This window comes from uncultured Modestobacter sp. (genome assembly GCF_947486615.1).
GTDB lineage: Bacteria > Actinomycetota > Actinomycetes > Mycobacteriales > Geodermatophilaceae > Modestobacter.
Genome location: NZ_CANKUD010000002.1, coordinates 202129 through 225183, shown reverse-complemented (window position 1 = coordinate 225183; position 23055 = coordinate 202129). Strand labels below are relative to the sequence as shown.

The 23055-nt window shown below is 75.2% G+C and carries 22 protein-coding genes; 15 read left to right on the top strand and 7 right to left on the bottom strand.

All coding sequences use genetic code 11. From position 1 onward, the window contains the following. Window position 1: 1 nt before the first annotated feature. Window positions 2-937: a DNA-3-methyladenine glycosylase gene (locus Q1A09_RS04385; RefSeq protein ID WP_299952263.1), complete on the top strand. Its 936-nt coding sequence runs from the start codon at window positions 2-4 to the stop codon at window positions 935-937. Between the two features lie 9 nt (window positions 938-946). Here the strand turns inward: Q1A09_RS04385 and rfbC are convergent, their stop codons facing one another. Then, window positions 947-1549 (bottom strand): dTDP-4-dehydrorhamnose 3,5-epimerase family protein, encoded by a 603-nt coding sequence (gene rfbC / locus Q1A09_RS04380; protein WP_299952262.1) that lies wholly within the window; start codon window positions 1547-1549, stop codon window positions 947-949. A gap of 344 nt (window positions 1550-1893) precedes the next feature. Between rfbC and Q1A09_RS04375 the strand changes: the two genes are divergently transcribed. Further along, complete coding sequence (locus Q1A09_RS04375) at window positions 1894-3216, top strand: acyltransferase (RefSeq protein ID WP_299952261.1); 1323 nt, start codon at window positions 1894-1896, stop codon at window positions 3214-3216. Window positions 3217-3274: 58 nt separating this feature from the next. On the opposite strand, the gene Q1A09_RS04370 is transcribed toward Q1A09_RS04375, so the two are convergent. Next, on the bottom strand, window positions 3275-4369 hold the full coding sequence (locus Q1A09_RS04370) for a coenzyme F420-0:L-glutamate ligase (RefSeq protein WP_299952260.1): 1095 nt from the start codon (window positions 4367-4369) through the stop codon (window positions 3275-3277). Continuing rightward, window positions 4366-5322 carry a 2-phospho-L-lactate transferase gene (gene cofD / locus Q1A09_RS04365; protein WP_299952259.1) on the bottom strand — a complete coding sequence of 319 codons (957 nt, stop codon included), beginning with the start codon at window positions 5320-5322 and terminating at the stop codon, window positions 4366-4368. The genes Q1A09_RS04370 and cofD overlap by 4 nt, the downstream gene beginning before the upstream one ends. Before the next feature lie 383 nt (window positions 5323-5705). Here cofD and Q1A09_RS04360 point away from each other — a divergent pair, with 383 nt between their 5' ends. Together Q1A09_RS04360 and Q1A09_RS04355 are read left to right on the top strand one after the other, a co-directional pair. Beyond that, on the top strand, window positions 5706-5969 hold the full coding sequence (locus tag Q1A09_RS04360) for a WhiB family transcriptional regulator (RefSeq protein WP_222194317.1): 264 nt from the start codon (window positions 5706-5708) through the stop codon (window positions 5967-5969). Between the two features lie 183 nt (window positions 5970-6152). Beyond that, complete coding sequence (locus Q1A09_RS04355; protein WP_299952258.1) at window positions 6153-7031, top strand: hypothetical protein; 879 nt, start codon at window positions 6153-6155, stop codon at window positions 7029-7031. On the opposite strand, the gene Q1A09_RS04350 is transcribed toward Q1A09_RS04355, so the two are convergent. Together Q1A09_RS04350 and Q1A09_RS04345 are read right to left on the bottom strand one after the other, a co-directional pair. Beyond that, a complete protein-coding gene (locus tag Q1A09_RS04350) occupies window positions 7006-8580 on the bottom strand; it encodes a hypothetical protein (RefSeq protein ID WP_299952257.1) in 1575 nt (524 codons plus the stop codon). The two genes, Q1A09_RS04355 and Q1A09_RS04350, sit on opposite strands and share 26 nt — an antisense overlap. Before the next feature lie 63 nt (window positions 8581-8643). Continuing rightward, the gene (locus Q1A09_RS04345; RefSeq protein WP_299952256.1) at window positions 8644-9102 is read right to left on the bottom strand and encodes a metallopeptidase family protein; all 459 of its coding nucleotides are present in this window, start codon (window positions 9100-9102) and stop codon (window positions 8644-8646) included. Window positions 9103-9233: 131 nt separating this feature from the next. On the opposite strand from Q1A09_RS04345, the gene Q1A09_RS04340 reads away from it, so the two are divergent. The 11 genes from Q1A09_RS04340 (at window position 9234) to raiA (ending at window position 21874) form a co-directional block, all read left to right on the top strand. After that, window positions 9234-9584 carry a DUF3499 domain-containing protein gene (locus tag Q1A09_RS04340; protein ID WP_299952255.1) on the top strand — a complete coding sequence of 117 codons (351 nt, stop codon included), beginning with the start codon at window positions 9234-9236 and terminating at the stop codon, window positions 9582-9584. Window positions 9585-9701: 117 nt separating this feature from the next. After that, window positions 9702-11081 carry a phosphomannomutase/phosphoglucomutase gene (locus Q1A09_RS04335; protein ID WP_299952254.1) on the top strand — a complete coding sequence of 460 codons (1380 nt, stop codon included), beginning with the start codon at window positions 9702-9704 and terminating at the stop codon, window positions 11079-11081. After that, window positions 11078-11281: a Trm112 family protein gene (locus Q1A09_RS04330; protein ID WP_299952253.1), complete on the top strand. Its 204-nt coding sequence runs from the start codon at window positions 11078-11080 to the stop codon at window positions 11279-11281. Before Q1A09_RS04335 ends, Q1A09_RS04330 begins: the two co-directional genes overlap by 4 nt. Next, complete coding sequence (locus Q1A09_RS04325) at window positions 11278-12435, top strand: SIS domain-containing protein (protein ID WP_299952252.1); 1158 nt, start codon at window positions 11278-11280, stop codon at window positions 12433-12435. The genes Q1A09_RS04330 and Q1A09_RS04325 overlap by 4 nt, the downstream gene beginning before the upstream one ends. A 118-nt stretch (window positions 12436-12553) precedes the next feature. Next, window positions 12554-13729, top strand: a complete 1176-nt coding sequence (manA, locus tag Q1A09_RS04320) for a mannose-6-phosphate isomerase, class I (protein WP_299952251.1) — start codon at window positions 12554-12556, stop codon at window positions 13727-13729. Window positions 13730-13954: 225 nt separating this feature from the next. Continuing rightward, a complete protein-coding gene (ahcY, locus tag Q1A09_RS04315) occupies window positions 13955-15439 on the top strand; it encodes an adenosylhomocysteinase (RefSeq protein ID WP_299952250.1) in 1485 nt (494 codons plus the stop codon). Window positions 15440-15724: 285 nt separating this feature from the next. Then, entirely contained in the window at window positions 15725-16441 is a 717-nt protein-coding gene (gene mtrA / locus Q1A09_RS04310) for an MtrAB system response regulator MtrA (protein ID WP_299952249.1), read from the top strand. Window positions 16442-16499: 58 nt separating this feature from the next. After that, entirely contained in the window at window positions 16500-18227 is a 1728-nt protein-coding gene (gene mtrB / locus Q1A09_RS04305; protein ID WP_299952248.1) for an MtrAB system histidine kinase MtrB, read from the top strand. After that, window positions 18224-19987 carry an LpqB family beta-propeller domain-containing protein gene (locus Q1A09_RS04300; RefSeq protein ID WP_299952247.1) on the top strand — a complete coding sequence of 588 codons (1764 nt, stop codon included), beginning with the start codon at window positions 18224-18226 and terminating at the stop codon, window positions 19985-19987. Before mtrB ends, Q1A09_RS04300 begins: the two co-directional genes overlap by 4 nt. Window positions 19988-20255: 268 nt before the next feature. Further along, the gene (locus Q1A09_RS04295; protein ID WP_299952246.1) at window positions 20256-21026 is read left to right on the top strand and encodes a ComF family protein; all 771 of its coding nucleotides are present in this window, start codon (window positions 20256-20258) and stop codon (window positions 21024-21026) included. A 95-nt stretch (window positions 21027-21121) separates the two neighbouring features. Beyond that, the gene (raiA, locus tag Q1A09_RS04290) at window positions 21122-21874 is read left to right on the top strand and encodes a ribosome hibernation-promoting factor, HPF/YfiA family (protein ID WP_299952245.1); all 753 of its coding nucleotides are present in this window, start codon (window positions 21122-21124) and stop codon (window positions 21872-21874) included. Between the two features lie 119 nt (window positions 21875-21993). Here the strand turns inward: raiA and Q1A09_RS04285 are convergent, their stop codons facing one another. Continuing rightward, window positions 21994-22557: a GNAT family N-acetyltransferase gene (locus Q1A09_RS04285; RefSeq protein WP_299952244.1), complete on the bottom strand. Its 564-nt coding sequence runs from the start codon at window positions 22555-22557 to the stop codon at window positions 21994-21996. Further along, window positions 22554-22991 carry a PPOX class F420-dependent oxidoreductase gene (locus Q1A09_RS04280; protein WP_299952243.1) on the bottom strand — a complete coding sequence of 146 codons (438 nt, stop codon included), beginning with the start codon at window positions 22989-22991 and terminating at the stop codon, window positions 22554-22556. Before Q1A09_RS04280 ends, Q1A09_RS04285 begins: the two co-directional genes overlap by 4 nt. Between the last annotated feature and the right edge of the window lie 64 nt (window positions 22992-23055).

The following is a 23055-nucleotide window of genomic DNA, read 5'->3' as shown; positions in this document are numbered from 1 at the left end:
GGTGGGGGAGCAGGTGCTGGCGGTCGACGCGCCGGCGTACGACCAGGTGTGGGCGCCGGACTGGCCGCTGGACGTGCGCCGCACGCTGTCCCGGGACCGCCGTGGCACCGGCGACCCGACGCTGCGCTACGCCGAGGACGGCGTCTGGCGGACGACGACGACCCCCGACGGCCCGGCCACCGTGCGGCTGACCGGTGGGGCGACGGCGATCCGGGTGCAGGCCTGGGGCCCGGGCGCCGGCTGGGCGGGTGCGGCGGCACCCCGCTGGCTGGGCGCCGAGGACCGGCCCGACGACTTCGACCCCACCCGGCACCCGCTCGTCGCCCGGCTGCACCGCGGGGCGCCCTGGCTGCGACTGGGGAGCACCGGTCGGGTCTGGGACGCCCTGCTGCCCGCCGTCCTGGAGCAGAAGGTGACCGGGCTCGAGGCGCACCGCACGTTCCGCGAGCTGTTGCGGCTGGCCGGTGAGCCGGCTCCCGGCCCGGCACCGGCGGGGATGCGGGTGGTGCCCTCGGCCGAGCGGGTGCTCGCCGTCACCGACTGGCAGTGGCACGGGTGCGGCCTGGACGGCGCCCGCCGCCGGGCGCTGCGGGCGGTGGCGTCGGTCGCCTCCCGGCTGGAGGCCGGCGTCCACGACGACTGCGCCGACCTGCGCCGCCGGCTGCAGTCGGTGCCCGGCATCGGGGTCTGGACCGCGGCCGAGGTGGCCCAGCGCGCCGTCGGCTGCCCGGACTCGGTCAGCGTGGGCGACTACCACCTGAAGAACCTGGTCGGCTGGTCGCTGGCCGGCCGCAAGACCGACGACGCCGGCATGCTCGAGCTGCTGGAGCCCTGGCGGGGGCACCGGCAGCGCGTCGTCCGGCTGCTCGAGGTCGGCGGGAGCATGCCGCCGAAGCGGGGGCCGCGGATGGCCCCGACGCAGTACCGCTCGATCTGAGCGGCGGGCTCAGCGGCCGCGCAGCTCCTCGTAGCGGGCGGTGCACTGCGCCATCGTCGGCAGGAGGCCCTGGTCACGGGCCTCGGCGAGCGTGGGAGCGGCGGTGTCCTTGGCCGACAGCTCGAACTCGACGTCGGTGGGCCAGGGCAGCCCGAGCTCGGGGTCCATCGGGTTGATCCCGAACTCCCGGCCGGGGGAGTAGCCGCTGGAGACCAGGTAGGTCACCGAGCTGTGGTCGGCCAGTGAGACGAAAGCGTGCCCCAGGCCCTCGGCGAGGTAGACGGCGCGCGGCTGCTCGCTGTCCAGCAGCACCGAGTCGTGCACGCCGAACGTCGGGGAGTCGACCCGGATGTCGACGATCACGTCGAGCACCTTGCCGGCCGGGCAGTAGACGTACTTGGCCTGGCCGGGCGGCACGAGGGCGAAGTGCACCCCGCGCAGCACCCCCCGGGCGGAGACGCTGTGGTTGGCCTGCGCCAGGGTCAGCCCGAAACCGGTCTCCGCGGCCAGCACGTCGGCGCGGTACCACTCGGTGAACCGACCGCGGCTGTCGCCGTGCGGCACGAGGTCGAGGACGTAGCTGTCGGGAACGGCGAGCTCACGGATCTCCACACCGCGACGCTAGCCGAGACCTGCCACGGAAGCCCGACCTGCCCTGGGCCCGAGAGACCTTGACCCCGCGACAACTGGGGCGGCCGGCCAGTGGGCCAGGTCACCGATCAAGCGGAGCCGGGTCGTCTCCGCGCCGTGTGTCGCTCCCGAGGTGACGAGGCGTTCCGTGCCAGTCTGCTCACGGGCAGTCACTGTGCGGTGGCTGAAGACCGTCGGGTGTTCCTGGAGGCCCGCCGCCTCGAATGCCCAGTGGGGGTCTCAGCGTGTCTCACCGGTATCGACCCAGCAGTGCACGGACGGTCCAGTCCGTCTCGTCGGGCCACGGCGCGGGGCGCCTCGATTCGTTGACCGGGCTGCGCTTCTTCGCTGCTGCGGTCGTCTTCCTGCACCACAGCTTCGATCTGACTGCGGGCACCCTGCGGGAGGCGCTGCTGGTCGTCTTCGGTCACGGCCGGGCCGGGGTCTCGTTCTTCTTCCTGCTCTCAGGCTTCGTCCTAGCCTGGTCCATGCGTCCTGGTGACCGCGCCGGCGCCTTCTACCGCCGACGGTTCAGCCGGATCTGGCCGGCCTATGCGGTGGCCGCGATCGCGGGCGCGGCCGTCAGCCTCTGGTTCGACCACCGGGTCGTGTCGGTCGGCCGACTGCTGGCGAACCTGACCATGGCGCAGGCGTGGATCCCGGCGAAGGACTGGTACTTCTCCACCAACCTGGTCGGCTGGTCATTGTCCTGCGAGGCGTTCTTCTACCTGACCTTCCCGCTCTACGCCTCCCGCGTGCTGCGGCTTCGGGCCGGTCAGGCCGCAGTGCTCGCCGGCGTGCTGCTGGGCGGGATACTGACCTTCGGGTTGCTCCTGCGCGGGGGTATCAGCCTGGCCGGGGGATACGTCCTCCCCGCCGAGCCGGCCGTGTGGCTGCTCTACATCTGCCCGGTCGTGCGGATGATGGAATTCGTCCTCGGCATCGCGCTGGTCACCCTCTTCCGGTCCGGCGCTCTTCCCCGGGTACCGGTGGCGCTCGCGTGGGCGAGCCTGGGGTTGGCCTGGGTGCTGGCCTCGGCGGTGCCGGCGAGCTTCGCCATGGTGGCCGTGACCGTCGTCCCGTTCTGTCTGCTGATCCTCGCTTACGCCGGTCGGGACGTCGTTGCGCCTGGGACCACGCTCTGGTCGTCCCGGTCGCTGGTCTTCCTGGGCAACATCTCGTTCTGCTTCTACCTGGTTCATCAGTTGGTGATCCGGGTCTTCGCCGCCGAGGCCGGAGCCCCGTGGCTGGCCGCATCGACCGGGATGCGGAGCCTCAAGGTGTTCGCGCTCATCGTGGTCGTGTCGCTGTTCGGTGCCTGGCTGCTGCACGTGGCCGTCGAAAAGCCCGCTGATCGCCTGCTGAACGGCAGGCGAGCATCGCTGCCCGCGGCTGGGCTCGCTGGCCCGCTGGCTGTGGCCGGGGCCGCCGCGCCGCAGCGGACACCCCCTGGCCCGCCGCTCGACACGAGTGCCGTTCCGCTGCGCCCCGGCAGGGAACTGCCGCCGGTGCCCCCTCGGCCAGCGGTGCCGTCCCTGGAGCCCGTCGGCGTCCGGCCGATGCCTCGACCGCGGTCGGCGGAACGGCGGCTCCCATCACCCCGTCCGGTCACGGTGGAGCGTCCGGCTGTGCTCACCGGGGGGCGCTAGCCGCCACCAAGGAGGCCAGCCGACCAGCTCGGCGGTGGGGCGCCGGTCGGTACGTGTCTCAGTGGCCGGGCGGGCGGCTTACCGTCTCGACCACCTGGTTGCCCACCCGCAGCCTCCCGGCGAGTGAGTTGCCGCCTAGCGTGACCGCCGGCTCCCACCGGGTGGCCCAGCCCTCGGCCTGCAGCTGGATCAGGGTCGCGCCGACGACCGCGCCGAGGGCGAGGGAGGTGACCGGGGTGATCGGGTCGGCCAGGTGGACGTCGACGACGTCGCCGTCGTCGGAGTCGCTGCCGTAGCGGAAGACGACCGGGAACTCGGGCAGGGCGGCCACCGCGGTGCGGAAGGCCTCGGTGACCACAGCCAGGGCGCCGTCCCGGTGGGTCAGCGCGGCCGCGGGGCGGCGGCCGGCGACCAGGTCGCGGGTGCCGGTGGCGAACAGGTCACCGGAGCCCAGGCGCACCAGCGGGCGGGTGCCGTCATCGGGGTCGGGCGCGGCGAACCGCAGCCCGCGGACGACGGCCACCGGGACGCCGGACAGCTTGCCCTTCACCAGGTCGCCGGCGGCGGCGAGCTCGTCCACCACCGCTACCTGGGTGGTCTCCAGCCGGTTGCCGTGCGGGTCGACCGCGCCGCGGTGGTCGACCAGCGCCGGCAGCCCCGCCGACCCGATGGCCACGTCGGTGACGCCGTCCCGCCAGGGGCGCCCGAACGTGTCGCTCACCACGACGGCGACGTCCACCCCGAGCAGCTCCCGGAGCCGGCCGCGGAGCCGCCGCGCGGACTCGTCGGCGTCGGCCGGCAACAGCACCAGGGCATCGGCCGCGACGTTCGAGGCGTCGATGCCTGCGGCGGCGACCACCCAGCCGTGCCGGGTCTCGACGATCTTCAGCGGACCACGGCGGGCGACCACGCGCACGGTCTCGGCGTCGATGGCCCGCTGCCGCGCCGACTCCCGGTCGGTGCCGGGCTCGACCCGGACCAGGTTGCCCTCCACCTTCGAGACCGCCTTGGAGGTGACCACCACGACGTCGTCGTCGGCCAGCCAGGGTGCGGCGCCGGCGATCGCGGCGGCCAGGTCGTCGCCGGGCACGAACTCCGGCAGGTCGGGGACCGGGTGCACGGAGATCCCCGGCGGGGGGCCGGCGTCGGTCACGGAGCGATGCCGGCGGCGTCCAGCGCCGCGCGGGCCAGTTCCCGGGTCGCCGCGGGCGAGCTCATCAGCAGCGGGACGGCCCGGACGTCGACGCCGGGCACGCTGGCCGCGTCACCGGTGTGCACCAGCCAGGCGTCGAGCAGGCCGCCGTCGGCGCGGGCCCCGTAGTGCCGGCCGACGCCCTGCGCGCTCACCTCGACGCCGACGACCGGCAGGCAGCGGTCGGCCATGCCGCGCAGCGCGGCGCCGTCGACGATGGGGGAGACCCCGACCACCCGACCGGTGGCCGCCCGGACGGCGTCGCGGATCCCGGGGACCCCGAGCACGGTGCCGATCGAGACCACCGGGTTCGACGGCGCGAACAGCACCGCGTCGGCGCTGCGGAGCGCCTCGACGACCCCGGGGCCGGGGCGGGCGTCATCCACCCCGACCTGGACGAAGCTGCGGGCGTCCAGCGCGGCCCGGTGCCGCACCCACCACTCCTGGAAGTGCAGGGCCCGCGGCCGCCCGGTCTCCGGGTCGTCGACCACGACGTGGGTCTCCACCCGCTGGTCGCTCATCGGCAGCAGCCGCACGCCGGGCTGCCACCGCTGGGCCAGCGCCGCGGTGACGTCGGACAGCGGGTAGCCGGCGTCCAGCATCCGGGTGCGCACCAGGTGCGTGGCGAGGTCCCGGTCGCCGAGGCCGAACCAGGTGGGCTCGGCGCCGTAGGTGGCGAGCTCCTCCTTGACGACCCAGCTCTCGCCGCGGCGGCCCCACCCGCGCTCCTCGTCGATCCCGTCACCGAGCGTGTACATCACGGTGTCCAGGTCGGGGCAGATGCGCAGCCCGTGCATGGTCACGTCGTCGCCGGTGTTGACCACCGCGGTCACCTCGGCGCCGGACGCCGCGGCGAGCACGCCGGTCAGGAAGCGGGCGCCGCCGACGCCTCCGGCGAGTACGACGATGTGCACGCGACCATGGTGCACGTCGTCAGATGTGCACCGGGCACTCGGGAGGGCCGCTCTCGATGTGCACGAAACACCTTCGTCCCGATGGCAGTTCCTGTGGACGGGTGCGGCGTGTCGAGGGGTCCGGTGACCACTTCAGCACAAGTTGTGACTGGTGTGACCCCTGTGACTCCGCGATACACGAGCTCGACTTGACCTCGACTCAACGACACGCGTGTAATTCCGACGTTGTCATCAGGCGCTGACGACCCGGGAACCGCCCGGAGGGCACGCGCCGTGACGGAGCGAGGGGACGCAACGTGATGGCCGAGGTGTCGTGGTTGAGCGAGTACAAGAGCGCAGCAGCAGGGTCCGGGACGGCCTCCTCCGGGTCGGACGTGCTGGGCATGGCCGGGGTCTTCGACGCCGGCCTCCCGGGCCTGGACGGCGAGGACCAGGGCTGGCAGGAGCGCGCCCTGTGCGCCGAGACCGACCCGGAGGCGTTCTTCCCGGAGAAGGGCGGCTCGACCCGGGAGGCCAAGAAGATCTGCACCGGCTGCGAGGTCCGCGCCGAGTGCCTGGAGTACGCGCTGGGCAACGACGAGCGCTTCGGCATCTGGGGCGGCCTGTCCGAGCGTGAGCGCCGCCGGCTGCGTCGCCGCGCCGGCTGACGAAGGACCCCTTCGCCCCCCACCACTCGCAGGCTCGTGGCGGGCCCCTGCGAAGGGGCCGGAGGCACCACCTGACGAGCACCGCACCACTGACCCGCTGACCCCGACGTCGGCGGGCCGGACCCCACCCCCTCGCTGGGTCCGGCCGCCGACCTCGGGCGCCGATGTGGTCGACTGGCCGTCGTGCAGACGCGCGTCGCCGACGGTCGGGCCCGGGTCGTCCGGGAGGTCCGCGCGGCCGCGCCGCTGATGGCCGACCTGGCCGCCCCCGCTCCCGCCCGGGGTCCGTGGCTGACCGCGGCGCTGAACGTGCAGTCCGGCGGTCCGCTGTGCCGGGTCCGCCCGCGCGCCGTGGTGGTGCAGCGGGACCCGCAGGGCCGGCCCGACGGGCTGGCCCTGCTGTCGTACCGGCGTCGTGGCGCGACGACCGCGGTCACCCTGCTGGGCGCCGAGCCCGAGGCCGCGCCGCTGCCGGACGGTCGGCCTGCCGCCCGGCTGTACGCCCGGGACGACGAGGTGGCCCGGCTGCTGGCCGAGGGCGTGGCCGACCTGCTCGACCGGCTCCGCGGCCCGTGGACCCTGCGGCTGGCCGGCCTCCCGCTGGGCGACCCGATCGTGGCGCACCTCGCGGCGCTGATGCCCGACTCCTCCCTGGCCACCTCCCGCAGCCGCCTGCTGGTCGACGAGCTCGACGCGGTCGGCACCGTGCTCCGCACCCGGGACCCGGCGCAGGTGGAGCGCCGGCTGCCCGACCTCCTGGCCCGTGTCCCCGCCGGCCGGCGCGCGGCGGTGCGGGCGGTCGTCCGGCTGCACGCGGCGATCGGCGAGGTCGAGCTGGCCGTCGTGCCCGGAGGAGGTGGGCCCGTGGCGGTCCTGCTGACCCTGCTGGACCAGGGCCCGGCCGGTGAGCAGCGCTGGCCCTGGTGGGGCGTCAGCGACGTGGGCGGGCTGCGGCGCGAGCTCGGGTCACCCTCGGTCGGCCTGACCGCCGCCGCCGGGCTGAGCCGGCTCGGCCGGTCGGGCAGTGCCCGCGATCTCAGCCGGGGAACTGCAGCCGGTTGACCCCGCCGTCGGCCGTCGTCGGTGCGCTGTCCAGGCCGATCCGGACGACCCCGGCCGCCGGTGCACTGCCGTCCCGCCGGGGACCGGCCGGGGCGATCGTGGCGGCCAGCTGGTACGCCCGGCCGGTGTAGACCGCCGCGCTGCCGTTCGGTCGGGTGTAGGTGGGGAAGAGCCCGACCAGCTCGATCCGGTCGCCGTCCCGGGTGAGCTGCAGCTGCGGGCCGCCCAGGTCGGCGTACTCGGTCAGCGAGCGCGCGCACCCGGCCGCGACCGGGTCGGCCGGCGGCTCCGCGGTGAGGCAGTTGAACGTGGGCAGCCGGACGTGGGCCAGCGACCGGTCGCCGTCGGTGGAGACGCTCAGGCTCGGGTAGGTCACCGTGAGCCCCACGGCCCGCTGCTCGAGCAGCAGCCCCTGGGCGGAGATGCTCGCCGCGACGCCGTCCTCGCCGAGCGGGACCGAGGTCAGCGCGAGCGCAGCGGCGGCGGTCCCGCTCGCCTGGGCCGGCGCGGCGGCGGTGGGCTCGGTCGCGGCCAGCCCCGGGACGGCCGGCTCCGTGGGCGCGCGCAGCGTGGCGGCGGCGCCCGTGGCCGGCCCGGTCGGCCCGGCCACGCCGTCCGGGCCGGGGGACTGCCGGCTGTCCCGCTCGTCCCCGCGTGCGCCGGCCGGGCCGCCGCCGGTGATCGCGACCGTCACCGCGGCGAGCACCAGGAGGAGGGCCGCGCCGAGCGTGGCACCGCGGGCCCGTCCCGCGGGTGGCGTGCCGGCCGAGAGGGGTGCGCTCGAGCTCGTCGAGCCCGTCCCGGTGGCAGCTGGTTCGGGGGCCTCGGGCGGGCCCGGTGCCGCCGCGGGCAGTGCCGGCACCGACCCGGGCGGGTTCTCCAGGAACCCGGGGAGGTCGTCCACCACCTCGGCCGTGGGCTCGGCACCGACTCCGGGCGAGGCCGGTGGCAGCCCGGCCGCCGCCGGGTCCGGCCCCCGGCCGGGCCGCCTCCCGGACCCGGCGGCGAGCGCGGCGGTCGCGAGCCCGGCGGCGAGGGCGAGCAGGGCGGTCACCGCGACCCAGCGGATCGCATCGGGAGCGGTCGACACCCGTGCCGGGGTTGCCTCCGCCCCCCGGCCGACGTCCACCAGGTCCTCGTCCGCGCCCCGCTCCACCAGGGCGTCGACGACGGCGTTGGCCGCCGCGACGGCGGCGTCCCGGTCCGCCAGGGTCACCCGCACGGTGATCGCCGCCGTCCGGTCGGCCCGGTCGACGCCGGTGCCCTCCTGCAGCTCGTCCAGGGTGACGCCGGACAGCTCCGGGCTGCTCTCCCGAGCGGTCCGCAGGGTGGTCGCGGAGTCCGCCAGCGCCGCGTAGCGGTCGGCGAGCAGGACGGCGGCGTCCGCGCCGGCGTCGGTGCGCGGGGTGACCGTGAGGCTCGCCGCGGCCGTCGCGCTGCGCGGCTGCAGCGCGAGGGCGGCCAGGCCCAGCCCCAGCACGACCAGCAGGACGACGGCCCCGGCGACCAGCGCGCGGGTGACGGACGGCTTCTCGTCGGGTTCGCTCATCTCGGCGCCCAGCATGGCAAGGCCCCGGGCGGGCCCCATCCGGTGGTCCGCAGAGCAGTGCCGCTACGAGCCGGGGTCGATCTCCTCCGGGTCCCGGCCCAGCAGCACGGCCACCTGGTCGACGACGACGTCCCGGACCAGGTCGGCGAGGTCGTCGCGGTCGGCGGCGCGGACCTCCAGCGGACGGCGGTAGACCACGATGCGGGCCGGGTGCTCCTGGCCGCCCTCCCGGTGCGCGGGCAGCACCCGGGCCAGCGGCACGCTGCCGTCCTCCAGCACATCGGCGTCCAGGACCACGTCGTCGGGGCTGGTGTGGTCGACCCACGGCACGTCCTCGACCGCGAACTCCACCCCGGCCAGCTCCCGCTCCCAGCGGCGCTCGAGGTCCTCGACGGCGTCGAGCACCAGGTCGTCGAACTGCTCCGCGCGGCTGCGGGACAGCGGCACGGTCGGTGGGACGAGGCGGCCGCGCAGTCCGCGGCCGTGTCGGTCGCGGCGGGCTCGGGCAGGGAGGCGGTCCATCGCGGCTGGAGCCTACGCACCTGGGGTGGTCCCGGACGGCTCCCGCGGGCGGCGCCACCCGCGCGTCACCGGTGTGCCTGCTCCACAGTCGCCCGCTTCGGAGTTACTGTGCCCCTCGTGAGGAACCGGTGGTGAGGCAGTCACGACGCTGTTCGCGCAGCGGCTGTGCCCAGCCGGCCGCGGCGACCCTGACCTACGTCTACGCGGAGTCCACGGCCGTCGTCGGCCCGCTGGCGACGTACTCGGAGCCGCACAGCTACGACCTGTGCGAGTTCCACGCGGGCCGGCTGACCGTGCCGCGCGGCTGGGAGGTCGTCCGGCACGAGATCGACGTCGACGACGCCGGCCCGACCGGTGACGACCTGCTCGCGCTGGCCGACGCCGTGCGCGAGGCGGCCCGGCCCGAGCCCCCGCGTGACCCGGCCGACGACGGCAGCGGTACCCGTCGCGGCCACCTGCGCGTCCTGCCCGACCTCTCCTGACCCACCTCTTCCGCAGGTCGGTGCTCCGCGCACGGGGAGTGCAGCCGGCCGCACCCTTATAGGGTCGGGTCCGCCGCGGTCGATGGACTGCGGGACCACGAGCGCGAGGGTGAGCTGTTGTCCGACCTGTCGTCGATCATCAAGGCCTACGACGTCCGGGGTCTGGTCCCCGACCAGTGGGACGAGGACGTCGCCCGCGCCATCGGCGCGGCGTTCGCCGAGTTCGTGCACACCGAGAGCGGTGCGACCGCGGTCGCGACCGCGCACGACATGCGCGACTCCTCGGTCCCGCTCTCCCGGGCCTTCGCCGAGGGCGTCCTCTCCCGGGGCGTCGACGTCATCGAGGCGGGGCTGGGCTCCACCGACATGCTCTACTTCGCCGCCGGCGCCCTGGACGTGCCCGGTGCCATGTTCACCGCCAGCCACAACCCGGCCCAGTACAACGGCATCAAGCTCTGCCGGGCGGGGGCGGCCCCGATCGGGCAGGACTCCGGGCTCGTGCAGATCCGCGAGTGGGCCGAGCAGCTGGTCGACGGCTCCGCGGTCTTCGAGCGGGAGCCGGCGGCGCTGGGCACGGTCAGCAGCCGCGACCTGGTCGCCGAGTACGCCACCCACCTGCGCGGCCTGGTCGACCTCACCGGCATCCGCCCGCTCAAGGTGGTCGTCGACGCCGGCAACGGCATGGGCGGCTTCACCGTCCCGGTGGTCCTCTCCGGGCTGCCGCTGGAGATCGTCCCGATGTACTTCGAGCTCGACGGCTCGTTCCCCAACCACGAGGCCAACCCGCTGGACCCGGCGAACCTCGTCGACCTGCAGGCCGGCGTGCGTGAGCACGGCGCGGACATCGGTCTGGCCTTCGACGGCGACGCCGACCGTTGCTTCATCATCGACGAGCGGGGCGAGCCGGTCAGCCCGTCGGCGATCACCGGGCTGGTCGCCGTGCGCGAGCTCGCCAAGGGCCGCGGCACCACGATCATCCACAACCTGATCACCTCGCGCGCGGTGCCGGAGATCGTCCGGGAGCACGGCGGTGACCCGGTCCGGACGCGGGTGGGGCACTCGTTCATCAAGGCCGAGATGGCCCGCACCGACGCCGTCTTCGGCGGGGAGCACTCGGCGCACTACTACTTCCGCGACTTCTGGCGGGCCGACACCGGCATGCTCGCCGCCATGCACGTCCTCGCCGCGCTGGGCGAGCAGGCGCGGCCGCTGTCCGAGCTCACCGCCGGGTACGACCGCTACGCGGCCTCCGGTGAGATCAACTCCACCGTCGACGACCAGGCCGCCCGGACGGCGGCGGTCAAGGAGAGCTTCGAGCAGCGGGACGGCGTCACCGTCGACGACCTGGACGGGCTGACCGTCTCCCTGCCCGACGGCTCCTGGTTCAACCTGCGGGCCAGCAACACCGAGCCGCTGCTGCGGCTCAACGTCGAGGGTCCGGACGTGGCCGCGATGGCCGCGGTGCGCGACGAGGTGCTGGGGATGGTGCGGTCATGAGCGGGTCGGCGGGGGAGCAGACGCTGGGCATCGACCCGGCGCTGCTGGCGATCCTGGCCTGCCCGGACACCCACCACACGTCCCTCACCGTGGACGTCGAGGCGAGCGAGCTCGTCTGCCCGACCTGCCACCGCGCCTTCCCGGTGCGCGACGGCATCCCGGTGCTGCTGCTGGACGAGGCCCGGCAGCGTCCGGCATGACGTCCCCGGAGCTGGCCGAGGAGGTGCTCGCCGACCTCGACCTGCTGCGTGCCCGCGACCCCCGCGGGCTGCTGCCCGCCGTCGCCGGCGCCGGCGCCCAGGTGCGGGAGACCGCGCGGCTGACCCGGGAGACCGGCCTGGACCGGGTGACCTCCGGCGGCCGGCCCCGGGGCATCGTCATGGTCGCCCGCCGCGAGGGCGCCGTGGCCGCCGCGGTGCTGCGGGCGCTGCTCGGACCGGCCAGCCCGGTGACCGTCGACGTCGTCCCGGGCCCGGAGCTGCCGGTCTGGATGGGACCGTCGGACGTCGCCGTGGTGGCCACCCGCACCGGCTCGGGCCGGTACGCCGTGACGCCGGCCTACGAGGCGGCCCGCCGCGGGGTCGCGCTGGTCGGCATCGGCGCCGAGGGCTCCCCGCTGCACGCGGCCTGCGCCAACGCGCGGGCGCCCTACGTCGCGCTGCCGGCGACCCGGGTGCGGCACACCGCCCTCTGGTCGCTGCTCACGCCGATGCTGCTGCTCGCCGCCGACCTCGGGCTGCTGCCGGCCGACGCCGCCGACACCGAGCTGGTCGCCGCGGCACTCGACGAGACGGCGGCGGAGTGCGGGCCGGCGCGGGAGTCCTTCGTCAACCCGGCGAAGACCCTCGCCCTGGAGCTGCTGGACGCCCTGCCGGTCATCGTCGCCGAGGGGCCGCTCGCCGGCGCCGCCGCCGGGCGGGTCGCCGACCAGCTCGCCACCCTCGCCGGACTCCCGGTCAGCAGCTTCCGGCTGCCGGACCAGCGGGTCGCCGCCCGCACCGTCCTGGCCGGCCCGCTCGCCCCCGAGGAGGGGGCGGACGACTTCTTCCGGGACCGGACGGACGACCCCGGACGGCGGCTGCGCCTGCTCACCATCCGGGACGCCGACGCGGCCGAGCACGACGGGGGCGAGCGGGAGGCCCGGTCGGCGGGGGACGCGATGCAGGAGGTGCTGCGCGTCGCCGCCGCCCACAACGTGCCGGTCAGTGCGCTCGCCGAGCAGGGCGGGTCCGACCAGGCGCGGGCCGAGCGGTCCGCGCGGCTGGCCCGGCTCGCCCGGCAGCTGGCCGTGGCCGACTTCAGCGCCGTGTACCTCGCGCTCGCCCTGGACCACGAGCGGGCACTGCACCCCTGATCTGGGTCGGGCGCAGCAGCTGCCCCGGTGGGGTGAGCCCCCGCGGTGAGAGGTCGTGCCCGGCAGTGATGCGGCCGACAGCAGGAGAGTGACCACCTCACCGGTAGCCTCGGGCGTGATGTTGCAGCTCACCAGCCCGGTGCGGCACTACCCCTGGGGCAGTCGCACGGTGATCCCCGAGATGCTCGGCCTGCCCTCGCCGGCCGACGAGCCCTACGCCGAGCTGTGGATGGGAGCCCATCCCGACGCGCCCAGCGTGCTGGAGGACGGCAGCGGGCTGGACGCCGCGATCGCTGCCGACCCCGCCGGGCTGCTGGGCCCCCAGGTGCGCGAGCGCTTCGGAGACCGGCTGCCCTTCCTGATGAAGGTGCTCGCCGCGGACCGGCCCCTGTCGCTGCAGGCGCACCCGACGACGGCCCAGGCCGAGGTCGGTTTCGCCGCGGAGGAGGCGGCCGGCATCCCGCACGACGACCCCACCCGCACGTTCAAGGACCCGTTCCACAAGCCGGAGATCCTGTGCGCGATCACGCCGGTGGAGGCGCTGTGCGGGTTCCGGCCGGTGGAGGAGTCGCTGCACTGCCTGGCCAAGCTGCAGCTGCCGGAGCTGATGCCGACCATCGCGGCGCTCGCCCGCGGCGGCCTCCGGGCGGCCATCCCGCAGCTGCTGGCGCTGTCGACCGGGCGCCGCGAGTCGCTCGTCCGTGCGGTGGCGGAGCGGGCGGCGAGCTTCGTCGCCGCGCACGACCCCGAGTTCATCAACACCTACCGCTGGGCCGCGACGCTGGCCGAGACCTACCCCGGTGACCCGGGGGTGGTCATCTCCCTGATGTGCAACCACCTCACGCTCGCGCCGGGAGAGGCGGTCTTCCTGCCGGCCGGCAACCTGCACGCCTACCTCAGTGGTGCCGGCGTCGAGGTGATGGCCAGCTCGGACAACGTGCTGCGCGGCGGGCTGACCGCCAAGCACGTCGACCTGGCCGCGCTGATCGAGGTGCTCGACTTCACCGACGGCAAGGTCCCGGTCATCCACCCGGTCCTCGGGCCCGGTGGCCTGCGCTACCCCACGCCGGTCGATGACTTCGACCTCACCCGCTGCCAGGTCGACGTCGACCCGGGCGTGCTCACCACCGCCGGCCCCCAGTTGCTGCTCTGCGCCGAGGGACGAGCCGTGCTGACCGGGGTCGACCGGGAGGTCGTGCTGGAGCAGGGGGGCTCGGCGTTCGTGCCGGCCGGCCTGCCGATCACCGCGCGTGGGCCGGCCGTCCTCTACCGGACCACCACCGCCCTGCGCTGACCGGCAGTCCTCGCCGAGCGGGCCGGGCGCGGGACGTGCGGGCCGACCGGCAACCCGCCGGCTCTCGCTCGCGCGGGTGAGGCCGCCTCGCCACCGACGGCGTTAGGCTGGACCCGGCACGAGCCCCGCCGAAGCCTCGGCATGCTCGCTCGCCCCGCGCACCGCCGGGGACACAGCGACCGACAGCGCCCGCCCATCCGGGGCAGGGCCGGACACTGGAGCGACATGACCGCCAGCACTGGCACCCGCGTACTGACCGACGCCGACTTCAAGGTCGCCGACCTCTCCCTGCACACCTTCGGGCGCAAGGAGATCAGCCTCGCCGAGCACGAGATGCCCGGCCTGATGGCGCTCCGCGAGGAGTACGGCGACGCGCAGCCGCTGGCCGGCGCCCGCATCGCCGGCTCGCTGCACATGACCATCCAGACCGCGGTCCTCATCGAGACGCTGGTCGCGCTCGGCGCCGACGTCCGCTGGGTCAGCTGCAACATCTTCTCCACCCAGGACCACGCGGCGGCCGCGATCGTCGTCGGCGACGGCACCCCCGAGCAGCCCACCGGCGTCCCGGTCTTCGCCTGGAAGGGCGAGACGCTGCCGGAGTACTGGTGGTGCACCCAGCGGCTCTTCGAGTTCACCGACGCCGACGGCACGGTGATCGGGCCGAACATGCTGCTGGACGACGGCGGCGACGCCACGCTGCTGGTGCACCTGGGCACCCGCTTCGAGGCCGACGGCGTCGTCCCGGACACCACGGACGCCGACTCCGAGGAGTACGGCGTCATCCTCGACGCGCTGCGCACCAGCCTGACCGAGGACACCCAGCGCTGGACCCGGATCGGTGCGGCGATCAAGGGCGTGACCGAGGAGACCACCACGGGCGTGCTGCGCCTGTACGAGCTCGCCCGCGAGGGCCGGCTGCTCTTCCCCGCGATCAACGTCAACGACTCGGTCACCAAGAGCAAGTTCGACAACCTCTACGGCTGCCGGCACTCCCTCATCGACGGCCTCAACCGCGCCACCGACGTGATGATCGGCGGCAAGGTCGCCGTCGTCTGCGGCTACGGCGACGTCGGCAAGGGCTGCGCGGAGTCGCTGCGCGGCCAGGGCGCCCGGGTCATCGTCACCGAGATCGACCCGATCAACGCCCTGCAGGCGGCGATGCACGGCTACGAGGTGACCACGCTGGACGAGGTCATCGGCAAGGCCGACATCATCATCACCACGACCGGCAACAAGGACATCATCTCCGCCGAGCAGCTGGCCTCGACCAAGCACCAGGCGATCATCGGCAACATCGGCCACTTCGACAACGAGATCGACATGGCCGGCCTGGCCCGCACCCCGGGCGTGGTGCGGACGGCGATCAAGCCGCAGGTCGACGAGTGGCGGTTCGCCGACGGCCACACGATCATCGTGCTCTCCGAGGGCCGGCTGCTGAACCTGGGCAACGCCACCGGGCACCCCAGCTTCGTGATGAGCGCGTCGTTCTCCAACCAGACGCTCGCCCAGATCGAGCTGTGGGCCAACCAGGCCGCCTACGAGGGCAAGACCCCCGGCGTCACCGTGCTCCCCAAGAAGCTGGACGAGCACGTCGCCCGGCTCCACCTGGACGCCCTCGGGGTGAAGCTGACCACGCTGAGCAAGGTGCAGGCCGACTACCTCGGTGTCCCGGTCGAGGGGCCCTACAAGTCCGACCACTACCGCTACTGAAAGGACCCCCTTGCCCCCCGCCACGAGCAAGCTCGCGGCGGGGCCCTGCAAGGGGGCCTGACCCCCGCGGCACGCTCCGCGTGCCGCGGGTCCCTGCGGCCAGGCCGCTCCAGCACTCGAAGGACCCCGTCCTCCTCATCCCTCGCACGCTCGGGACGAGCCTCGGGACGGGGCCGGGTGGCTGGTTGCGCCGAGCCGCCGGCCCACGGTTGAGCTGCACGTTCCGCCCCGCCCGGGGGAAGTTCCCGGGCGGGGCGGACCGCTTCCTGGCGTGCGTCACGCAGAATGGGGCCCGTGCCACCTTCCGCACCCACCTCCGGGGCCAGCCGCGGCCGTGTCCTCGTCGTCGACGACGACGCCGCCCTTGCCGAGATGCTGGGCATCGTGCTGCGGCGGGAGGGTTATGAACCCGCCTTCGTCTCCGACGGGGCGCGGGCGGTGGCGACCTTCCAGCAGGTGCGCCCCGACCTGGTGCTGCTGGACCTGATGCTGCCCGGGCGCAACGGCCTGCAGATCTGCGCCGACATCCGCACCCAGTCGGCCGTCCCGGTGATCATGCTGACCGCCAAGGGGGACACGATCGACGTCGTCCAGGGGCTGGAGGCCGGCGCCGACGACTACGTCACCAAGCCGTTCAAGCCGGTGGAGCTGGTCGCGCGGGTCCGGGCCCAGCTGCGCCGCGGTGAGACCGGTCAGGCAGAGAGCCTCGCCATCGGCGACGTGCAGATCGACGTCCCGGCCCACCAGGTGACCCGCGACGGTGCACCGATCGCGCTCACCCCGCTGGAGTTCGACCTGCTGGTCGCCCTGGCCCGCAAGCCGCGCCAGGTGTTCACCCGGGAGCTGCTGCTGGAGCAGGTGTGGGGCTACCGGCACGCTGCGGACACCCGGCTGGTCAACGTGCACGTGCAGCGGCTGCGGGCCAAGGTCGAGCGCGACCCGGAGAAGCCCGAGGTGGTCCTCACCGTCCGCGGCGTCGGCTACAAGGCGGGCCCGCCGTGACCTGCGGCCCGTCGTCCCCGTCCCGTCCCGGCCCGGCCAGCTGGGCTCCCGCCCGACGGTGAGCACCACCACCGGGACGCCGCCGGTCGGCCAGGCCGGCCCACCGGCGTCCCCCGTGGACGGCGGGCCCGCCGCGCGCCCGCCGGCCGGCGGCCTGCTCACCGGCGTCCGCCGCCGGGTGCGCCGGCTCCGCCGCCGGGCGCTCGTGTCCGGCGGCCGGGCTGCCCGCCGGGTGGCGCAGGCCTGGCGTTCGTCGCTCCAGCTGCGGGTCGGCGCGATCACCATGCTGGTCGCCGGCGTCGTCGTGGTCATCGTCAGCCTGGTGCTGTTCAGCCAGATCAGCGACCAGCTGCTCGGGGTGAAGCGGCAGGCCGCGGTCGACCAGTCGCTCTCCGGCGTCCAGTACGCCCAGTCCGAGGTCAGTGGCATCGCCACCGGCGACTCGGCGAGCATCCGGACGACGCTGGACCGCACCGTGCAGGGTCTGCGGTCCCGCGGCGGCGCGGCCGGCGACTTCGACGTGGTGATGGTCTACCGGTCCGGTGACCAGGTCCGCCCGGCGTCCACCCGCACCTCGCTGAGCTACCGCGACATGCCCACCGACCTGCGGGCGCAGGTCGCCGAAGGGGTGCAGGCCTACCGCTACGCCCAGGTGCCCGACGCGGCCGGCCGGACCATGTCCAGCCTGCTGGTGGGCGCGCCGGTGCAGACCGACGGGCGCAGCGGTGACCGGGTCGAGGTCTACTTCGTCTTCCCGCTGGACCAGGAGCAGGAGAGCCTGTCGCTGATTCGCAGCACCGTGGTGATCAGCGGCGTGGCGCTGGTGCTGTTCGTGGTGGGCATCGGTGTGCTGGTCACCCGGCTGGTGGTCGACCCCGTGCGCCGCGCCGCCGGCGGCGCACAGCGGCTCGCCCAGGGGCACCTGGAGGAACGGCTGGTGGTGCGCGGCGCCGACGACCTCGCCCGGCTGGCCACCAGCTTCAACGCGATGGCCGACAGCCTGCAGCGGCAGATCACCCAGCTGGAGGGCCTGTCCCAGCTGCAGCAGCGGTTCACCTCCGACGTCTCGCACGAGCTGCGCACCCCGCTGACCACCGTGCAGATGGCCGCCGAGGTGCTGCACGAGGCCCGCGGCGACTTCGACCCGGCGGTGGCCCGCTCGGCAGAGCTGCTGCGGGTCGAGCTCGACCGGTTCGAGGCGCTGCTGTCGGACCTGCTGGAGATCAGCCGCTACGACGCCGGGGCCGCGGTGCTCGAGGCCGAGGCCCAGGACCTGGGGCCGCTGGTGGAGCGGGTCGCCGACGGCATGACCGCGCTGGCCGAACGGCACGACTGCGAACTGCGGGTGAGCGTGCCCACGGTGCCGGTGATCGCCGAGGTGGACGGACGCCGGGTGGAGCGGGTGCTGCGCAACCTGGTGGGCAACGCCATCGAGCACGGCCGCGGCGAACCGGTCGAGATCACCCTGGCCGCCTCCCCGACCGCGGCTGCGATGACCGTCCGCGACCACGGCGTCGGACTGACGTCGGCCGACGCCGAGCACGTGTTCGACCGGTTCTGGCGGGCCGACCCCTCGCGGGTGCGCACCGTGGGCGGCAGCGGCCTGGGGCTGTCGATCAGCCTGGAGGACGCCCGGCTGCACGGTGGCTGGCTCCAGGTGTGGGGTCAGCCGGGGCAGGGCGCCCAGTTCCGGCTCACCGTGCCGCTGGTCGCCGGCACCGAGCTGACCAGCTCGCCGTTGCCGCTGCGCCCCTCGCTGCTGCGCCGGATCGAGTCGCCGTCGTGAGCCCCCGTCTGTGCCCCCGCCGCCCGGGTGCCCGCCGCCCGGGCGCCCGCCGGCTGGGTGCTCTGGCCGCGCTGGTGACCGTGCTGGTGAGCGGGTGCAGCACCGTGCCCAGCAGTTCCCCGACCGTGCCGATCACCCAGGTCGCCGGCCCCACCGACGGCGCCGTCGGGATCGAGCCACTGCCCCCCGAGGCCGGCGCGACGCCGGAGGAGGTCGTCCGGGGCTTCATCGACGCCAGCGCCAGCTCGGTCCGCAACCACCCGGTCGCCCGCCAGTACCTCTCCGAGGAGGCCGCGGACTCCTGGCGCGACAGCGACGGGGTGACCGTGCTGAGCGGTGACTACGCGCGGGTGCAGACCCAGCCGGGCATCGTCGAGGTGACCGCCAACGAGGTGGGCACCGTCGACGAGCGTGGCTCGTTCACCGTCGGCGGTGGTGAGGTGTTCGTCCGCAACTTCACCCTCAGCGACGAGTCGGGCGAGTGGCGCATCACCGACCCGCCGGACGGTCTGCTGCTCCTGGAGCCCGACTTCGCCCGCACCTACGAGCCGGTGGACGCCTACTTCCTCGACCCGACCGGCACCCGCGTCGTGCCCGACCCCCGCTACCTGGTCGACGGCGAGGCGCAACCGAACGCGCTGGTCGAGCGGCTGATCGCCGGACCGTCCCCGGCGATCGCCGCGGGGGTGACGAACCCGCTCGCCGGCGCGGCGCTGCGCAGCACCGTGAGCACCTCCGGGCAGACCGCCACCGTCGACCTGACGTTCCCCGCCGACGTCACCGACGCGACGCTGATCGGCGCCTCGGGGCAGCTGGTCTGGTCGCTGGAGCAGCTCGGCTTCCAGTCGGTCGTGGTGCTCCGCGACGGCCAGGAGCTCGGCCTGTCCGACGTCCCGAGCGAGCAGGGGGTCGGCGACTGGGCCGCCCTGGACCCCGACGCCGCACCGGCCGACGCGGTCGGGCACTACCTGGTCGACGGGGCGCTGTACCGGGCGGCCGACGGCACCCCCGCGCCGGGACCGGCCGGCGAGGCGGCCTACGGGCTGACCGCGGCCGGGGTCTCGGTCGACACCCGCACCGGCGCACTGGACTGGACCGTCGGTGTCTCTGCCGCTCCGGCCGGCGGGCTGGCGACCCTCCTCGCCGGCCCCTACGGCGGCGAGCTGGCGCCGGCGCTCACCGGCGCGAGCTTCACCGACCCGACCTCGGCCGCCCCCCGGGCGGAGGTGTGGACCGTGCGCAACGGCACCGAGGTGATCCGGGTGCCCTCCGGTGGCGCCCCGCAGACGGTCAGCGCCACCACCCTGTCCGGCCTCGGCCGGACGTCGGAGTTCCAGCTGTCCCCGGACGGCGTCCGGGCCGCGGTGGTGATCGAGGGGCCACAGGGCGGGCAGCTCTACGTGGGCACGGTGGTGCGCGACGAGGACGTCGTCAGCGTGCGGGACCTGCGGTCGGTCGCCCCCTCGGTGCGCCAGATCGTGGACGTGGCCTGGCGCAACGCCGGGCTGCTGATGCTGCTGGCCGGCGACCCGAGCACCGGGCGCACCGTGCCGTACACGGTCGGCGTGGACGGCTGGCTGCTGACCGAGGTCACCGACAGCGGCCTGCCCGGCCAGCCCACCGCGCTCGCGGCCGCACCCGGTCGCCAGCCGCTGGTCAGCGCGGACGACACGATGTGGCAGTTCGCCGGCGGCTACTGGGTCACGCTGGTCCGCGGCGCCCCGCCGCTGCGCGGCAGCGCGCCGTTCTACCCGACCTGAGCCGGCGCGGGGACGGGCGTCGCCGTCCCCAGCCGGGGTGCCCGTCCCCAGGTCGGGCGGTGGGCACCGGGGGAGGTCGCCGGCCCGGCACCGTCGGGGCATGCGGGACGACGACGAGCTCCCACGGGGCGGTCAGGCCTCCCGGGGCGATCAGCCCTTCCGGGGCGGCCAGGCCTCACGGGATGGGGCCCCACGGTTCGGGGAGGTCGCCGGGGGTGGGCAGGTCCCAGGGGGCGGGGAGGGCCTCCGGACGGTGGGCCGGGCCGGGATGCCGGTCGCGCTGTGCACGCTCGGCGCGCGGGTGCTGGCCGACCTGGTGCTGCCGCAGGACTGCGCCGGGTGCGCCGTCCCGGGTGCGCTGCTCTGCCCCGCCTGCCGGGCGAGGCTGGCCCGGCCGCGGCTCGCCGAGCCGCGCCGCCACCCACCGGGCTTCCCGCCCACCGTGGCGGCGGGGGCGTACGCGGGGCCGGTGCGGCCGGCGGTGCTGGCGTTCAAGGAGCGCGGGCGGGCGGAGCTGGCCGGTCCGCTGGGCACCGCGCTCGCCCTGGCGGTGGTCGCCGTCCTGACCGGCCTGCCCCCGGCTCCCCCCGGTCGGCCGGGCAGCGCCGGGCCGCTGGTGCTGGTGCCGAGCTCGGCGGCAGCGGTGCGCAGCCGCGGTCGCGACCACGTGCGCGAGCTGGCCCGGTCCGCGGTCGTCGAGCTGCGGCGGGCCGGGGTGCCGGCGGTGACGCTGCCGGTGCTCGGCCGGGCCGGGCGGACCCGGGACTCGGCCGGTCTGGACGCCGCGCAGCGGCGGGCGAACCTGGCCGGCCGGTTCCGGGCCCGGCCGGTCGTGCTGCCGCCGGGCAGCCGGCTGGTGCTGGTGGACGACGTGGTCAGCAGCGGTGCCACGCTGACCGAGGCCGCGCGTGCCCTGGCTGCCCTCGACCGGGGTGGGGAGGACACGCCGGTGCTGGGGGCGGTGGTCGCGGCGACTCCGCGGCGCGTCCGCCGGCCGGCCGTCCCGCCACCACCTGGGGCGTTCACCGTGCGTTGCTGAGCAGCCGCTGGGAACCGGTCGGCTTCCGGTGTCGGTACCGGGCAAACGCGGCTAGCGTCGGTTCGATCACAGCCCGCGCTCAACCGGGAGGTCTCATGGAGATCGTGGTCCGAGGTCGCAACGTCGAGGTGCCCGAGCACTTCCGCCAGAAGGTGGAGGACAAGGTCGGCCAGCTCGAACGTTTCGACGGCAAGGTCATCCGCATCGACGTCGAGTTGCTGCACGAGAAGAACCCCCGCCAGGCGGCGAACTGCCAACGGGTGGAGATCACGCTGCGGGGCAAGGGGCCGGTGGCCCGCGCCGAGGCGTGCGCCCCCGACTTCTACGCCGCCCTCGAGCTCGCCGCCGGCAAGCTCGAGAACCACATGCGGCGGGCCAACGACCGCCGCCGGGTGCACCACGGCCGCCGCACGCCGCCCAGCGTGCGGATCGAGGGCGTCGCCGCCGTCGAGGACGCGGTGCCCACCCTGAGCACCTCTGCCGGGGGCAGCAGCGCCCCCGAGACGACCTCCGACGGGCGACCGTCGGCCGACATCGAGGCCGCGCTCGCCGACGGGCCGCTGGTGACCGACCTGGACGAGCACCTCCCCGGGCAGATCGTGCGCGAGAAGGTGCACCCGGCCACCCCGATGCACGTCGACCAGGCGCTCTACGAGATGGAACTCGTCGGCCACGACTTCTTCCTGTTCCTCTGCGCCGACACCGGTGTGCCCTCGGTGGTCTACCGCCGGCACGCCTTCGACTACGGCCTCATCCGGTTGGGCGCCCCGGCCGGAGCCCAGGACGGTGGTGCGCCAGCCTCGGCGGTCGCCTCGTCCGCGGCGGCGGGGGACCTCACGCCCGCCTGAGCCCCGACCGCACACCGGCGAGCCGTCCTCCGCAGCCGCGGAGGGCGGCTCGCCGCCGTCGGCCTCCCCGCAGGGGCCCGCCGCGAGCGCGCGGGTGGGGGAGCAGGGAGGTTCCTCCTTCAGTCGCCGGGCAGGCGGGAGAACAGCGATGCGTCGGCCACAGCGCCGTCCCGGTAGTGCAGGTAGGAGCGCAGCACGCCCTCCTGGGTGAAGCCCGCCCGGCGGGCGACCGACTGCGAGCCGACGTTGGCGACGTCGGCGACCAGGTAGACCCGGGGCGCGCCCAGCCCGAGGGCCCACTCGGCCATCGCGTGCGCCGCCTCGACCGCGTAGCCCCGGCCGCGGGCCTCGCGGGCGATCCAGTAGCCGACCTCCGGGCCCAGCGGGTGCTGGTTGATCCGGTGCACCCCGGTGGAGCCGACGAGCCGGCCGTCGGCCTCGATGGCCACGGTCAGCCCGGTGCCGGTGCGGCGCTCGCCCGGTGCCTCCCGGGTGACCCAGGAGACGGCGTCCTCCCGGGTGTAGCGCGGGCCCACGGCGGGGATCCAGCGACCGATCTCCGGGTCCTGGCAGGCGGCGAGGACGGCGTCGACGTCGTCGTCCCGGAACGGGCGCAGCACCAGCCGCTCGGTGCGCACCACCTCGGTGACCAGGTCGATGCCGCCCAGGTCCAGCTCCGTCATCGCTGCTCCTCCGCCGGGGCCCGCCAGCGTTCCGCGTTGCCCAGCACCCGGTCCACCGAGATCTCCAGCACCACCCGGGCCGGGTTGACCCGCGGCTGCTGGTACCGGGCGGCGTACCGGGCCTCGGCGTCGGCGACCGACGCGGCGTCGTCCCGCACCACCGCCGTCCCCTCCAGGGTGGCCCAGCAGCGGCCGTCCACCTGGCAGACCGCGACGCGGGACTGCCCGGCGCGCACGTGCCGGGCCTTGGCCGACGTCCCGGAGGTGATCACCCGCGCCATCCCGGTGGTGGGGTCGAGGGTGACCCCGACCGGGACGACGTGCGGGCTGCCGTCCGCGCGCAGGGTGGTGACCGTGGCCAGGTGCCGTTCGGTGAAGAAGGCCACCAGCCCCGGGCCGAAGAGGTCAGCGGAAGGGGAGGAGTCGGGGGACACGCCCGCGGAGGGTACGGAACCAGCCGGTCCGGGTAGCGCCCTCGGCCGCGCCGGGACCGCTGCG

Excerpts from the sequence above, each read along its gene's own strand:
- Q1A09_RS04345 (WP_299952256.1), bottom strand. The coding sequence starts at position 9,102 with ATGGACCGCCTCCCTGCCCGAGCCCGCCGCGACCGACACGGCCGCGGA.
- Q1A09_RS04350 (WP_299952257.1), bottom strand. The coding sequence starts at position 8,580 with ATGAGCGAACCCGACGAGAAGCCGTCCGTCACCCGCGCGCTGGTCGCC.
- Q1A09_RS04325 (WP_299952252.1), top strand. The coding sequence starts at position 11,278 with ATGACGTCCCCGGAGCTGGCCGAGGAGGTGCTCGCCGACCTCGACCTG.
- mtrA (WP_299952249.1), top strand. The coding sequence starts at position 15,725 with ATGGGGCCCGTGCCACCTTCCGCACCCACCTCCGGGGCCAGCCGCGGC.
- Q1A09_RS04295 (WP_299952246.1), top strand. The coding sequence starts at position 20,256 with ATGCCGGTCGCGCTGTGCACGCTCGGCGCGCGGGTGCTGGCCGACCTG.
- Q1A09_RS04285 (WP_299952244.1), bottom strand. The coding sequence starts at position 22,557 with ATGACGGAGCTGGACCTGGGCGGCATCGACCTGGTCACCGAGGTGGTG.
- manA (WP_299952251.1), top strand. The coding sequence starts at position 12,554 with ATGTTGCAGCTCACCAGCCCGGTGCGGCACTACCCCTGGGGCAGTCGC.
- ahcY (WP_299952250.1), top strand. The coding sequence starts at position 13,955 with ATGACCGCCAGCACTGGCACCCGCGTACTGACCGACGCCGACTTCAAG.
- Q1A09_RS04360 (WP_222194317.1), top strand. The coding sequence starts at position 5,706 with ATGGCCGGGGTCTTCGACGCCGGCCTCCCGGGCCTGGACGGCGAGGAC.
- raiA (WP_299952245.1), top strand. The coding sequence starts at position 21,122 with ATGGAGATCGTGGTCCGAGGTCGCAACGTCGAGGTGCCCGAGCACTTC.
- Q1A09_RS04330 (WP_299952253.1), top strand. The coding sequence starts at position 11,078 with ATGAGCGGGTCGGCGGGGGAGCAGACGCTGGGCATCGACCCGGCGCTG.